This window comes from Komagataeibacter sp. NFXK3, assembly GCF_054182245.1.
Map to the genome: position 1 here is coordinate 165,145 of NZ_JAPIVJ010000004.1, position 14,656 is coordinate 179,800.

A 14,656-nucleotide genomic window follows, 5' to 3' on the forward strand; every position below is an offset into this window, starting at 1 on the left:
TGGGTGCCGCATTTTTTCCAGAAAGGCGGCATTTTTTTAAGCTTTTTGAAAAAAGCTTCACCAAAAACTTCTGTCTGCTTCCGGGTTCAGGCGAGGTACACCAGCCGCGCGGGCCGGTTGCCGTGCACCACCACCACGGCATTCTGCCGGAACCGCCGCGCCAGCCCCAACCCACGCGCCAGTGGCACCCGCACGCCATAAAGTGGCTCGGACCACCTGCCCAGCCGCCCCTCCCCCAAGGCATGGGGCAGCCCGGACAGGGCGCGGGCCAGATGCGCCATCATGCGCCGGTTCCAGCCATCGGGCCGCAACCTGCCACCGGGGTTGCACGCGCTGAGCAGCACGATATCGCCCGCAGGCGCACGCCCCTGCCAGCGCGGCCTGTGGCCAATGCGAATGACCGGCAGGCCAGCCACATGATAGGTGCTGAGCCGGTAGGAGCGATGGATGGCGGGCGTGGGCGGCACGATGGCCGCCATCAGTCCTTTTCCCCCGGCGTGGTCTCGCCAAAGGTGGAGTTGCGATGCACCCATGCCGACATGAGCAGCCCGAAGCCGAACATGACCATGAGCATGGCTGACCCACCATAGGAGATGAGCGGCAGCGGCACGCCACCCACCGGGATCGCCCCCATCACCATGGACAGGTTGACCGCGCAGTACAGGAAGAAGTTCATGGAAATGCCAAGCCCGAGCAGCCGCCCGAACTGGTTGCGGCTGCGCATGGCGATCAGCATGCCGCCAAAGACCAGCAGCAGCAGCATGCCGATGACAGTAATGCCGCCCACATACCCCCATTCCTCCGCGATCATGGTGAAGATGAAGTCGGTCTGCTTTTCGGGCAGGAAGTTGAGCTGCCCCTGCGTGCCCCGCAGGTAGCCCTGCCCCCACATGCCGCCCGACCCCAGCGCGATCTTGGACTGGATGATGTTGTAGCCCGCACCCAGCGGATCACTTTCAGGGTGCAGGAAGGTGGTTACCCGCGCCTTCTGGTAGTCATGCAGGTGGCTGTAGGCGATCTTGGCCAGGAAGGGCATGGGCAGCACCAGCAGCGCGATCTGCCACAGCCGCATGCCCGCGCCAAAGAACATGCTCGCCCCCACAGTGCCGATAATGACGGCGGTGCCCAGGTTTGGCTCCTTGAGCACAAGGGCGACCGGCAGCAGCACCATGAGCGCGGGCGGCACCAGCATGAGCGGGTTGCCCATGCTGCGGTAACTGATCTTGTGAAACCACGAGGCCAGCATGAGCACCAGCGCGATCTTGGCCAGTTCGGAGGGCTGGACCTGCATGCCGCCCAGCATCAGCCACCGCTCCGCCCCCTTGCCCACATGCCCCATGCGCAGCACCGCAACGAGCAGGATGAGCGAGAAGATGTAAAGCGGCCACGCCATGCGCACCAGAATGGCCGGGCTCATCAGCGCTATGCCCAGCATCATGACCAGGCCAAAGCAGAAGCGGATGGATTGCGGCCCGGCAAACGGCCGCGACGTGCCCCCGCCGGCTGAATACAGCGCCCCGTAGCCAATCACTGCCAGCGCGCAGATCAGCAGCACATACAGCCAGTTGACCTGCCACAGCTTGGTCAGGATCTGGAAATTGGGTTCGGCGCGCAGCAGGCGCTTCTGGAATTTCATTCCATTCTCCACAACAGGCGCGGGCATGGCGGGGGCATCTGGCCCGTATCAGTCCACCTCGGCCTGCGCCACTTCCTGGCCCGGCGGTTCGCGGTGGTTGACCGGGTCGCGGCGCAGGGTATCGGTCATGATATCACGCGCAAGGGGGGCCGCGACATCAGCACCCGCATTGCCGTGCTCGATCACCACGGCCGTGGCGTAACGCGGCGCGTCATAAGGCGCGAAACAGATGAACAGCGCGTGGGGGCGGTATTCCCACGGCAGGTTGGCGGAGTTGAAATGACCGCTCTCGCGCATGGCGCGCGAAACACGCCGCACCTGCGCCGAGCCGGTCTTGCCCGCCATCTGCACGCCCGGGATGTCCAGCCGCGCCTTGGGGGCGGTGCCGCCCTCCTCATTCACCACGGCGAACATGCCGGCCCGTATGTCTTCAAAGAAGTGCTCGGGCATATCCATGCCCGGTGCGCGGCCAAGATCGGTCAGGTCCGCCATGCGCCCCGCCACCGAGCGGATCAGGTGCGGCTGCACGTTGCGCCCCGTGGCGATGCGCGAGACATAGGTGGCAAGCTGCAGCGGCGTCACCTGCACGAAACCCTGCCCGATGCCGCTGACAATGGTGTCGCCACCATTCCAGTGATGCCCATGCGCGCGCCGCCACGTGGGCGTGGGGATCAGCCCCTGGCGCACATGCGGCAGTTCGATCTCGGGGAGTTTGGCGCCAAGGCCAAACAGTTCGGATGTGGCGGCAATCGGGTCCATGCCGGTGCGGCGCGCGACTTCATAGAAGAATACGTCGCACGAATATTTCAGCCCCTGGCGCAGGTTGATCGTGCCATGGCCGTAGCGCGACCAGCAATGGAAGCGCGTGCCGCCCACATCGATATAGCCAGGGCAGGTAATCCGGTCGGAGGGGGAGAGCGTGCCTGCGCGGAGTGCTGCCATGGCCACGGCGGGCTTGAAGGTGGAACCGGGCGGGTACAGCCCCGACACCGCCTTGTTGATGAGCGGGGTCTGGCTGTTGTTGGTCCACTCGATCCACTGCGCCTGGCTCACGCCGCTATCGAACAGCGAGGGGTCGAAGGAGGGGTTGCTGACCATGGCCAGCACCTCGCCATTGCGGCAGTCCATCACCACCGCGCTGGCCGACTGGTCGCCAATGCGGCCAAGCACCTGCTGCTGGAGGCCACTGTCGATGGTGAGCGCGATCTCGTCGCCCGCAAGGCCGGGGTCGCGGTCCAGCTCGGCCATGACGCGGCCCACCGCGTTGACCTCCATCTCCACCGAGCCCACCTGCCCGCGCAGGCTCAAATCCTGTGTCTGCTCGATGCCCGAGCGCCCCACGCGCATGCCCGGCAGGGCGAGTTCGGCATTGTGCACCACGTCCTTTTCCGCCGGGGGTGCCACATAGCCCACCACATGCGCCATGAGCGGGCCGAAGGGATAGACGCGCGTTGTGCCCACATCGATCAGCACGCCCGGCAGCGAGGGCATGTTGAGTTCCAGCCGCGCCATGTCATCCCATGACAGGAAATCACGCAGCATGATGGGGATGAACCGCCGCTTGTGGCGCAGTTCATGCTCGATGCGCACGCTGTCGCGCGGCTCGAGCGGCACGAGCTGGGCAAAACGCTCGAGCGTGCCGTTGATGTCGCTGGTTTCCTCGGCCAGCAGCAGGGCGCGCCAGTTGATGCGGTTGGCCGCGACCGAGATGCCGAACCGGTCGGTAATACGCCCACGCGGCGGGGCGAAGAAGCGTTTGCTCAGGCGGTTGTTTTCCGCAAGCTTTGCATAATGACTGCCGTTGAGAACCTGAAGCCCGTACAGACGTTCACCCAATGCCCCGAGCACCGCGCCCTGGGCTGCCATGAGCAGCAGGGCGCGACGGGTAAAGACGCCACGGGAGGGATTCTTGCCCTCCTCCGGGCGCGACATGAGCCGGTTGCCGGATTTCTTCTTGCGTAACTTCATTCACTCATCCGGCACGCAGGCCGTGGCACCGGCTTCAGGCGCGGTCCGCGTTATTGACGACAAAACGGTAGGTCCAGACAAATCCCGTATAGAGAACAGGAAAACTGCCAAAGGCCAGGACTGTCTCGAACACAAAGGGCAGGAACTCCACGATATGCAGCGCCAGCGCGCAGCACAGCACCCATTGTAGCGCCGTAACGCCCACCATCACCACGCCAAACACAAGCCACAGAATAAAAAAATTAACCCGTGCCAGTGTATAACGCCCGGACAGGGCCACGCCATGCACGATCAGCATCATGAGCAGCATCACCCCCGCCGGGCCGAAACTCAGGATATCGGCCCATATGCCCAGCACGAACACCGCCAGCGAGGGCATGAGCGCCGGCACGAACACCGACCACAGGAAAATGGTAGCCATGATGATGGCGGGCATGAGCTCGACCTGGCCGGGCAGGTTGAGCGGTGCCGAGAGCACCAGCGTGACAAAGAACACGAACAGGAACGGCACGCTGCTGCGCACGCCATGGTCGATACGGTAGCCCAGCCCCGAACGGGGGTGGATGCCGGGGCGGATCGGGGGGGGCGTGAAGGTTTTCATCCGTGCAGGCCCTGATCGGGGTGCGCGGGCAGGGGCATGGCGCCGCCACCTGCGGGCAGGGGCACGCGACCCGGCGCATCGGGTGGCACCACGCTATCCTCATAATCGAACACGCGCAGCATATCGACATGATCGAGGTCGGCGGCGGGCACCACCACTGGCTGGCCGGGGCGCAGGTAATGCACATGCCCCACTGGCAGGCCGGCAGGCAGGCTCTCGATCTCGCCGTTGGTCACGACACGCTCGCCCTCAATCGGCACATTGTCCTGCGGGTAGAAGATGATGCGCGGCAGGGCCGAATTGTCGCCCGCCATGATGGCCGCCGCATGGCTCGATTCCAGCGTAACCGGCAGGCGGCTTGACGAATCGGTAATCAGCAGCACCCGCGCCGAGCGCCGCCCCACCTCGGTCACGCGCCCCACAAGCCCCGCGCCATCAAGGGCGATGCCGCCCTTGCGCACCGCCGTATCGGGGTTCAGCGCCAGCAGCACCGCGCGGGCGTACAGCCCGCTGGTGTCGCGCACCACCCGCCCGCTGACGAAGGTGGGCGCGTTATCGGGAATCCAGTGCAGGTTGGCCTTCAGCGTCGCGTTTTCATCGGCCAGCGCAGCCGCCACGTCATACCAGTGGCGCAGCGATACGTTCTCGGCGCGCAGGCGGATGTTTTCGGCCTCGAGGTTGCGGATATCCTGCAGGTTGCCCGATACCCAGCGCAGCTTCTCCTGCGGCCAGGCCACCAGCCCGTAGGCGGGGGCGAGCAGGTCGGCCGTATTCATGCGCAGTTTCTCGATAAGCCCGCGATCGGCCTTGCCAAGCAGGATCACGCCACAGGCCACGAGAATGAGGGCGGGCAGCACGAGCTTGCCCAATGCCTGGCGGAACTGGATGGAGACAGGCATCACGCACGCTCCCCACGCGCGGCGCCCGCGCCATGCCGGTCGGATCGTTCATTCCTGCCTGGTCGCCGGACCTGCATCGTCCTGCGTCTCCCCCCTCGGCACGCCGCCCTGCCTTGCGCCGTGGGCGGCGGCCGTCGTTAGTACATGCTTGTCAGTACATTGCGCAGGCGCTTCATTTCCTCAAGCGCACGGCCCGTGCCCATGGCCACGCAGGACAGCGCATCCTCGCCCACCGTCACCGGCAGGCCGGTTTCACGCCGCAGCACTTCATCCAGCCGGTACAGCAGCGCGCCGCCACCGGTCAGGACAATGCCCTTGTCCACGATATCGGCGGCAAGCTCGGGCGGGGTATTTTCGAGCGCCGTGGTCACCGCGTCAAGAATCTGGCTGACGGGCTCGGCAAGGCTCTCGGCAATCTGCGCCTGCGAGACGACAACCTCGCGCGGCACGCCATTGATCAGGTCGCGCCCCTTGACCTCGCGCCACGGGCCGGGATCCTGCGGGTCATCAGGCGGCATGGCCGAGCCAAGATGGATCTTGATCTGCTCGGCCGAGCTTTCACCAATCAGGAGATTATGGTTGCGGCGGATGTAGGAGATGATCGCCTCATCCATCTTGTCGCCACCCACCCGCACGGAGCGCGCGTACACGATGCCACCGAGCGAGATGACCGCCACTTCCGTCGTGCCACCGCCAATATCGACGATCATGCTGCCCGAAGGCTCGGTCACCGGCAGGCCCGCGCCAATGGCGGCTGCCATGGGTTCCTCGATCAGGAACACCTTGCGGGCGCCGGCGCTCTCGGCACTTTCCTGGATGGCGCGGCGCTCGACGGCGGTGGAGCCCGAGGGCACGCACACGATAATCAGCGGGCTTGCGAACATGCGCCGGTTATGGACCTTGCGGATGAAATGCTTGATCATTTCCTCCGCCACCTCGAAATCCGCAATCACGCCATCGCGCAGCGGGCGGATGGCCGTGATGTTGCCGGGCGTGCGGCCAACCATCTGCTTGGCTTCCTCGCCAACCGCGAGCACCTGTTTCTTGCCCCGTACCTCTGCCAGCGCGACGACCGAAGGTTCGTTCAGGACGATGCCGCGCCCCTTCACGTAAACCAGCGTATTCGCCGTGCCGAGGTCGATCGCCATGTCAGCGGAAAGCAGACCCAGTACACGAGCAAACATCCAGAACTCCCGACAACAACCACCAGACAGGACTGTCCCATCTCCCGACCGGCGGCACCGCATGCCCTCATGGCATGCCTGCGTCACGTCGAAAACCGTCTGGGTAAGGTCGAGGGATTACCGGCGCGCGCAGGCAGGGGCAAGAGGCGATAGGGTTTTAATTTATTAAAATCTTCACAGCCGGGGGGATTGTTACAAATTGCCCCTCTTTGGTCATGGCCAAACCACCATCACCGCTCCATCTATGATCCTGTACCAGGCGGAAAGCGGTCCATCGTGGCATCGCCCGCCATAAAAGCGGAAAAAAACTACATGAAGACTTCATCGCCCCGCATGACCATTCGCCCGGCCCTGCTGCTTGCGGCGACACTGTGCCTTGGCCTTGGCGCATGCGAGGACACGCGCGACCCCGGCCAGCGCGCCATTGGCGGCGGGCTGCTTGGCGCAGGCGGCGGCGCGCTGATCGGGGGGCTGGCGGGCGGCGGCCAGGGCGCCGCCATTGGCGCGCTGGCCGGGGCGGCGGGGGGCGCTGCCATCGGTGCCGCCACCACGCCGCGCAACCGCCCCCGTGGCGAGGCCCCTTCCACCGTGTGCGCGGGCGGGCGGGTCCTGCCGCCGGGCTACGGGCCGCAGAGCTGCCCCGAGGCCGCGGGCCAGCGCGCGGGCTACGCAAACCAGCGCGGCTACGCCACCCCCAGCTACCCCCAGCAGGGCGGGTATGGCCAAGGGGCGTATGGTCAGGGGGCGTATGGCCAGAGTGAATATGGTCAGGGCGGATACAGCCAGGGCGGCTATGACCAGAGCGGCTATTACGGCCAGCAGCAGGGTGGCTATGCCCAGCCCTATGGCTACGGGCAGGAAAGCGGCTACCAGCAGGGCTATGAAGGCGAAGGCGGCTACTGAACCCCCGGCATGACACCGCCCCGCCGTGACAGGACACGGCGGGGCGGTGTGACGACATCTGGCACGCTGCCTTTATTTAACGAAGGCAGCGTTTTACGAAGCGTTCTGCCACTCAGGCTTCGAGTGCGGCAGGCTCGGCCCGGTCGCGCTTGACCAGCAGCTTGTTGAGCGCATGCACATAGGCGCGCACGGCCGAGACCAGTGTATCGGCATCAGCGCCCTGCCCATCGACCAGCTTGCCATCTTCCCCCAGCCGCACGGAGGTGCGGGCCTGCGCGTCGCTGCCCTCGGTCACGGCACCGACGGAATAGAGCTGCAGCGTCGCATCATGCGGCACGATGGCGCGGATGGCGTTGAACGCGGCATCGACCGGCCCCTGCCCTTCCGCATGGCCTTCACGCCGCGCGCCATCGACTTCCAGCACCAGATCGGCGGTGGCGGGGCGGCGCGAGCCTGCGGTTACATCCAGCGAGATGAAGCGGATGCGGGCATGGTCGCGCACTTCATCGTCAACCAGCGCCACCAGGTCATCGTCGTAGATGACCTTCTTGCGGTCGGCCAGGTCCTTGAAGCGGGCGAACGCCTCGTTGAACTGCTCTTCCTCCAGCTTGTCGTAGCCCATGGCCTTGAGCTTGTCGCGGAAGGCCGCGCGCCCCGAATGCTTGCCCAGCACCAGGGAGGAGCGGGTCCAGCCCACGCTTTCGGGCGTCATGATCTCGTAGGTGGCGGCGTTTTTCAGGATGCCATCCTGATGGATGCCACTTTCATGTGCGAAGGCGTTGCGGCCCACGATGGCCTTGTTGGGCTGCACGTCAAAGCCGGTGATGGTGGCCAGCATGCGCGAGGTGCGCAGCAGGCGCTCGGTATGGATGCCGGTCGTAAAGGGCAGCACGTCATGGCGCGTGCGCAGCACCATGATGATTTCCTCCAGCGCCGCGTTGCCCGCGCGCTCGCCAATGCCGTTGATGGTGCATTCCACCTGGCGCGCGCCCGCCTTCAGCGCCGCGATGGTGTTGGCAACCCCCAGGCCCAGGTCATTATGGTTGTGGGTGGAGAAGATGACGCCATCGGCCCCCGGCACGCGGGCGCGCAGGTCAGCGAAGATGCGGGCCATGTCCTCGGGCGTGGAATAGCCCACCGTGTCGGGAATGTTGATGGTGGTCGCCCCCGCGCGGATGGCGGTCTCGACACAGCGGCACAGGAAGTCGGGCTCGGTGCGCGAGCCATCCTCGGCGGACCATTCCACGTCATCGGTGAACTGGCAGGCGGCGCGGTTGCCGGCCTCGATGACTTCGAGCACCGTCTCGGGCTCCATGCGCAGCTTGTACTTCATGTGCAGCGGCGAGGTGGAGATGAAGTTGTGGATGCGCCCGCGCTTCGCGGGTTTGATCGCCTCGCCCGCACTGGCGATGTCGTTCTTGCCGCCGCTGCGGGCGAGCGCGCACACCACGGTGCTCTTCATCTTCTGGGCAATCTGGTGAACGCTGTCGAAATCGCCCTTGGAGGCCACGGGAAAGCCCGCCTCCATCACGTCCACGCCCAGTTCCTCCAGCGCTTCGGCCATGCGCAGCTTCTCGGCGAGGTTCATGGAAAAGCCGGGCGACTGCTCGCCATCACGCAGCGTCGTGTCAAAGATGATGACGCGGTTGGGGTCGATGCGGCCAAAGGAAGGATGGTCGATGCTCATGGTAATAACCTCGGACTTGGTCCTGACATGGGACGGGCGACGGCACGCGCATGCGGCCTGTCTGTTCGTGTTCGCGCGGCTGCATGGCCGCTCCGATCAATCCCCTGGGCGCGCCGGCACGCAGGCCGGCCCTGATCGCTCAGGGGCGGATAAGTCGAAGACGAAGGAGTCCCGTCGCGGCACATGCGCGCGCGGAAAGGCGCGCATGTGCGCCCGATCCGATCCCCACGATGTGCGCTGTCGTTACCATGCCGGGCACAATACAGCCCCGCAACGTGATTGCAACCCGAAAAGCGCCCTAGCCCGTGGCATGGGTGACCATGCTGTCGGTGGCGAAATAACGGTCGATGGCCTGCACCATGGCCCCCGCCACCACCATGCGGTGGGCGGCCTGCCGCAGGGCGGCCTCATCCATGTGGTTGGACATGAAGCCCATCTCGACCAGCACGGAAGGAATATCGGCCGATTTCAGCACCACGAAGGAGGCATGGCGCGAGGGATGCTGCAACAGCCCGATGCGCGGGCGGAAGGCGGTGACGATGCTGCTGGCCATGTGGGCCGCGCCGTGGCGGGTTTCCTCGGTCACAAGGCTGGCGAGGATTTCCTGCACCTCGGGCGAATCCGCATGCACGTGCGGGCCGCCATAGCGGTCGGCGCTGTTCTCGGTGCGCGCCAGCATGGCCGTCTGCCGGTCCGATGCCTTTGAGGAGAGCGTATAGACGCTGGCCCCGCGCACGGCGCGGTTGGTCAGCGCATCGGCATGCATGGAAATGAACAGCGAGGCCTTGTGGCTGTGCGCGATATCCACTCTGCCCTCGAGCGGGATGAAGCGGTCATCGGCGCGCGTCATGGCCACGCGATAGCGGCCACTGGCCTCAAGCTGGCGCTGCAGCTCGCTGGCCGCCGCTTCCGCCACATGCTTTTCATACGTACCGGAAATGCCGATGGCGCCGGGGTCCTTGCCGCCATGGCCGGGGTCGAGCATGACCAGCGGCTTTGGCGCTGCCGCCCGGCCCACGATGGCGGGCGCATGCAGCGGGTGGGCGGCGTGATGGGCCGCGGCGGCCGCATGCACATGGGCCGGCACATGGGGCGCCACCCGCGCCAGCGCGCTGCCGGGCAGCAGCACGCCCAGCCCCGCCACAACAGCGCGGCGGGGCAGCACGGGGTCGGGCCTGCGTGCTGTCAGGCCCGCCTTGTTTCCATCAGGCCAGCCAGTGGTCATGCATCGGTTTCCGGTCAGGGCAGTTGCGGGTTCATGTATCTTTTTCCTTATCACCATCCACGCCCCCCGTCAGCGGGATAAACGCAAGCCCCTTGCAGGAAGGGCTACATTGCGCCATGCTGCCCAGCCGTGATGGACCGCGCCCGGTCTGGCTGCCGCGCTGGCATGCCTGGTAGGGCGAAATGCCAGCAGGCATGACTTAAAAACTCCATCCGGCATGCATCATGCATGCGCGACATGCGCTTACCGGTATGCTTACCGGCCACGCCACGGCGTGGGGGCACATGCCACGCACGACCTGAGGCAGCCGCACCGGTGTTCCCCATCGACAGGAGACCGGATGGCATACCAGTCGATACGGAAGGTTCCGCCCCGGCAATCAGGCCGGGCCGCGCCTCCCCCAGCCAAGACCGAGGATGGATTGGACACCACGCGGACCTTTTCCGCATATGCGATGACACCATGCGCGAATACGGGCGGCACGATCATGCCGCATCCGGTCGTGGCGCATGGCCTGTCCGCCCGCGCAGGGCGCGGTGGTCTCCCGTCCGGGTCCGGTCACGGCTTTTTCAATCATGCTTTTGTCCGCTCCCCCGCCCCTCCTGCCGCCACGACTCGCGCGCAGCCCGGATGCCGGAGCGTGACACACCGGAGTGCGCCTATTTATGAGCAAACGCATGCTGATCGACACGACCCACGCGGAAGAAACCCGCGTGGTCGTGATGGATGGTAACCACCTTGAGGATTATGATGTCGAGGCTGCTTCCAAGAAGCAGCTCAAGGGCAACATCTACCTTGCCAAGGTTATCCGTGTAGAACCCAGCCTCCAGGCTGCGTTCGTGGATTATGGCGGCAACCGCCATGGCTTTCTCGCCTTCAGCGAAATCCACCCCGATTATTACCAGATCCCCGTAGCGGACCGCGAAAAGCTGCTCGCGCTGCAGGAAGAGGAACGCCGCGCGGAGGAAGAACGCCGCGCGCGTGATGACGAGGAAGACGACGCCCCCCGCGCCGAGGACGAAACCGAAACCCCCGCGGACGACGAAGGCGACGAACCCGAAACCGTAGGTGGCGAGAACGATACCGGCGACGAGGCCCAGGCCCAGCGCCGCATCGCCCGCTTCCTGCGCAACTACAAGATTCAGGAAGTCATCCGCCGCCGCCAGATCCTGCTCGTGCAGGTGGTCAAGGAAGAGCGCGGCAACAAGGGTGCTGCGCTGACCACCTACGTGTCGCTTGCCGGGCGCTACTGCGTGCTCATGCCCAACTCGCTGCGCGGGGGCGGTGTTTCGCGCAAGATCACCTCGGTGGCCGATCGCCGCCGCCTGCGCGACATCATTACCGAGCTGTCGATTCCGCGCGGCATGGCCATGATCGTGCGCACCGCCGGCGCCCAGCGCCCGCGCGCCGAGATCATGCGCGATTGCGAATACCTGCTGCGCCTGTGGGATGACATCCGCCAGCACACGCTGGAATCCGTCGCCCCCGCCCTGATCTATGAGGAAGCGAGCCTGATCAAGCGCGCCATCCGCGATATCTACACGCGCGAGGTGAGCGAGATCCTGATCGATGGCGAGCCGGGCTGGAAGTCGGCGCGCGAGTTCATGCGCATGCTCATGCCCCAGAACGCCCAGAAGGTGCGCCTGTGGCAGGACCACGAGCAGACCCTGTTCTCGCACTACAAGGTGGAGGGGCTGCTTGATTCCATGCTCTCGCCTTCCGTGCAGCTCAAGTCGGGTGGCTACCTGGTCATCAACCAGACCGAGGCGCTGGTTGCGATCGACGTGAACTCGGGCCGCGCCACGCGTGAGCGCAACATCGAGGAAACGGCACTGCGCACCAACCTCGAGGCCGCCGAGGAAGTCGCCCGCCAGCTCCGCCTGCGTGACCTTGCCGGGCTGATCGTGATCGACTTCATCGACATGGAAAGCCGCAAGCATAACGGCATGGTCGAGCGCAAGCTCAAGGATGCCCTGCGCACCGACCGCGCGCGCATCCAGGTGGGCCAGATCTCGCATTTCGGCCTGCTGGAAATGTCGCGCCAGCGCCTGCGCCCCTCCATTGCCGAATCCGCCTTCATGCCCTGCCCGCACTGCCAGGGCACCGGTATCGTGCGCGGGATCGAAAGCTCCTCGCTGCACGTGCTGCGCGCGATCGAGGACGAGGGCATGCAGCGCAAGGCTGCGGAAATCACCGTGCAGGTGGCACCCGAGGTTGCCTTCTACATCCTCAATAACAAGCGCGCCTGGCTTTCGGAAATCGAGACGCGGCACAAGATGCAGGTCGTGTTTGCACCCGATGCCACGCTGCAGCCGCCCGAGTGCAAGATCGAGCGCGTGCGCCAGCAGACGGCCCGCTTCGAGGCCCCTGCCGCCATCACGCATGCCCCGGCTGAAAACAGCACCGTGCGCGAGATCCAGATCCAGGCCGAGCCGCCGGTAGCGGACGCCGCTCCGGAAGCCCCGGCCAGCACGGAAGAGGACGAGGATATCGCATCGGGCACCGACCATCGCCGCCGTCGTCGCCGCCGTCGTCGCCGTGGTTCCGCTGCCACCACGCCCGAGCAGACGGCCGAGACGCCGCAGGCTCCCGCAGCCGAGGAACCGGCCCCCGTGCCCGCTCCCGCGCCGCGTGAAACCTATCGCGGCCCCACCCCGGCTGACCCGTATGGCGACCCGATCATCGACATCTTTGATGTGATCGAGCAGACCACGGCACCGGCCGAGATCGTGGAAGAGGTTGTGGAAGCTGAACCCGCAGTGGTCGCGGTCGCTGCAGAAGAGGAAGCGCCCAAGCCGCGCCGCCGCCGCCGCACGCGCCGCCGCACCCCGGTGGAAACGGAAGCCACCACCGAGGCTCCGCAGGCCGGGGCGGAAGCCGAAGTGAGCGCACCAGAGGCCGAAGCACCGGTGGTGGAAGCCGAAGCGGTTCCTGCCGAGCCGGTAGTTGTGGAAGCCGCGGCCGAACCCGTGGAGGAAGCGCCCAAGCCGCGCCGCCGCCGCGCCAGCAGCACGGCCACCACCACGCGCAGCCGCCGCAGCAGGGCCGCTGCCAAGACGCCGGAAGAAACCCCGGCCGAGGCAACGCCCGAGGTTGCCGAGGAAGTGGCCCCTGCCGAGGAAGCCGCACCCGCCAAACCCGCACGCAAGCGGGCGACCAGCCGGAGCACGGGCACGACGGCGGCCACCACGCGCCGCCGCACCACCCGCAAGACGGCTGCCAAGGCGGATGAGGCCACCGAGGCTGCGGCTGAAGCACCCGTGAAGGCGGAAGCCGAAGCCCCGGCAGCAGAAGAGGCCCCCAAGCGCCGCCGTGCCCCGGCACGCCGCAAGAAGGCCGAGCCTGCCGCCACCGAGGCCACGCAAGCCCAGGCGGAAGCCGTAGCCGAGACGGCGGAAGCCACACCGGCAAAGCCCGCGCCGCGCAAGCGTGCCACCACCCGCAAGGCCGCCACTACAACGGCGGCCACGGCCACCCGCACGCGCCGCCGCAAGAAGGCGGAGGATGCAGCGGAACCGGCAACGGATGACGCGGCTGAACCTGCCGCATCGACCGAAGCGGAAGCGACGCCCCGCCGCCGCACGGGCTGGTGGAAGCGCTGAATACAGCGTAGCTGACTGACCAAGTAGAAAACCTGCCTTCGCAAGAAGGCAGGTTTTTTCTTGCGCGGGTGAATCCTGTTTTTCTATTTCAATCAAAAGTTTTTGGTAAATATTTTTTCAAAAAGCTTTAAAAGCTGCTGTGTTTAAAAAAGTAGGCCTAAAAACTTTTATTATTTCTCCATTAATATATAATAACCATGTTCATGCAGAAACTGTACAAGTTAAAGGACTGGAACAACCATGACCCCAGCCGCCCGCAAATGCCTTGACCAGCTTCGCACCCTGCTCCGCCCGGCTTCGATTGCGACCGCAGGCGGCTTTCGCCCGCCATCCGACCCGGTCACGTCATGGTTCTGCCGGGGCGTGAGCCAGCCGGGTGAAAACCTGCCTCAATGGAACGGCAGGCCCATGATCCCCATCCTGCAGATCCGGATTGATGAACTGCCTTACGTGCCGGAGCAGCTGGCCCATCTGGCCCTTATTGTCGTGTTTTTCGACATGGAGGATCTGCCCTTCGACAAGCCACATGGCGAAGGCTGGGTGATCCGTGAATATACGTCAACCGATGGCCTGGTGCCACTGCCCGAGGCTACCCACGACTTCAAGCCATTCCCCATTCGCTGGACGCGCATTGAGGATGACGCCCCCTACCGGGAAGGGGCCTGTGCCCTGCCGATCGACATGGGCGCCCTTGATGACGATGAAGCGGCAGAAAAGGCGTTCTACGATGACTTCCAGCGCTATGACCAGACCAAGGTGGGCGGCTACCCGACCGAGGTGCAGTCTGACGTAGGGGTTGAGGATTTCGTGTTCCAGATCGGCTCGGAAGAAAAGGTCCACCTGATCTGGGTTGATGCCGGGATCGCCTATTTCTTCCGCGCGCCCGATGGGGCGTGGCGCTGGGCGTGCGAGTTTTACTGACAGGCACGCGCGGGAGTAAACATTCTTGGG

Annotated in this window: 11 protein-coding genes; 3 read left to right on the forward strand and 8 right to left on the reverse strand. The window is 65.4% G+C overall.

Features of this window, described 5'->3' with window-relative positions:
* Window positions 1-86: 86 nt before the first annotated feature.
* The 6 genes from OQZ28_RS06315 to OQZ28_RS06340 all read right to left on the reverse strand — a co-directional run bounded on the left by OQZ28_RS06315 (window position 87) and on the right by OQZ28_RS06340 (window position 6,288).
* Window positions 87-479, reverse strand: coding sequence for a DUF3293 domain-containing protein (locus OQZ28_RS06315; RefSeq protein ID WP_458135512.1), 393 nt, complete (start codon window positions 477-479; stop codon window positions 87-89).
* A complete protein-coding gene (gene rodA, locus OQZ28_RS06320) occupies window positions 479-1,636 on the reverse strand; it encodes a rod shape-determining protein RodA (protein ID WP_130730205.1) in 1,158 nt (385 codons plus the stop codon). The genes OQZ28_RS06315 and rodA overlap by 1 nt, the downstream gene beginning before the upstream one ends.
* A gap of 48 nt (window positions 1,637-1,684) precedes the next feature.
* A complete protein-coding gene (gene mrdA / locus OQZ28_RS06325) occupies window positions 1,685-3,604 on the reverse strand; it encodes a penicillin-binding protein 2 (protein WP_458135513.1) in 1,920 nt (639 codons plus the stop codon).
* Between the two features lie 34 nt (window positions 3,605-3,638).
* On the reverse strand, window positions 3,639-4,205 hold the full coding sequence (locus tag OQZ28_RS06330; protein WP_130730207.1) for a rod shape-determining protein: 567 nt from the start codon (window positions 4,203-4,205) through the stop codon (window positions 3,639-3,641).
* Window positions 4,202-5,104: a rod shape-determining protein MreC gene (gene mreC, locus OQZ28_RS06335; RefSeq protein WP_130730208.1), complete on the reverse strand. Its 903-nt coding sequence runs from the start codon at window positions 5,102-5,104 to the stop codon at window positions 4,202-4,204. Before mreC ends, OQZ28_RS06330 begins: the two co-directional genes overlap by 4 nt.
* Window positions 5,105-5,241: 137 nt before the next feature.
* Window positions 5,242-6,288 carry a rod shape-determining protein gene (locus tag OQZ28_RS06340; protein WP_130730209.1) on the reverse strand — a complete coding sequence of 349 codons (1,047 nt, stop codon included), beginning with the start codon at window positions 6,286-6,288 and terminating at the stop codon, window positions 5,242-5,244.
* Between the two features lie 312 nt (window positions 6,289-6,600).
* Here OQZ28_RS06340 and OQZ28_RS06345 point away from each other — a divergent pair, with 312 nt between their 5' ends.
* The gene (locus OQZ28_RS06345; RefSeq protein WP_458135514.1) at window positions 6,601-7,191 is read left to right on the forward strand and encodes a hypothetical protein; all 591 of its coding nucleotides are present in this window, start codon (window positions 6,601-6,603) and stop codon (window positions 7,189-7,191) included.
* 112 nt (window positions 7,192-7,303) lie between these two features.
* On the opposite strand, the gene OQZ28_RS06350 is transcribed toward OQZ28_RS06345, so the two are convergent.
* Window positions 7,304-8,878 (reverse strand): 2-isopropylmalate synthase, encoded by a 1,575-nt coding sequence (locus OQZ28_RS06350; protein WP_458135515.1) that lies wholly within the window; start codon window positions 8,876-8,878, stop codon window positions 7,304-7,306.
* Window positions 8,879-9,176: 298 nt separating this feature from the next.
* A complete protein-coding gene (locus OQZ28_RS06355; RefSeq protein WP_458135516.1) occupies window positions 9,177-10,103 on the reverse strand; it encodes an N-acetylmuramoyl-L-alanine amidase family protein in 927 nt (308 codons plus the stop codon).
* A 665-nt stretch (window positions 10,104-10,768) separates the two neighbouring features.
* Between OQZ28_RS06355 and OQZ28_RS06360 the strand changes: the two genes are divergently transcribed.
* Together OQZ28_RS06360 and OQZ28_RS06365 are read left to right on the forward strand one after the other, a co-directional pair.
* Window positions 10,769-13,705: an Rne/Rng family ribonuclease gene (locus OQZ28_RS06360; protein ID WP_458135517.1), complete on the forward strand. Its 2,937-nt coding sequence runs from the start codon at window positions 10,769-10,771 to the stop codon at window positions 13,703-13,705.
* Between the two features lie 240 nt (window positions 13,706-13,945).
* Window positions 13,946-14,626 (forward strand): DUF1963 domain-containing protein, encoded by a 681-nt coding sequence (locus OQZ28_RS06365; protein ID WP_458135518.1) that lies wholly within the window; start codon window positions 13,946-13,948, stop codon window positions 14,624-14,626.
* The last annotated feature ends 30 nt before the right edge of the window (window positions 14,627-14,656 follow it).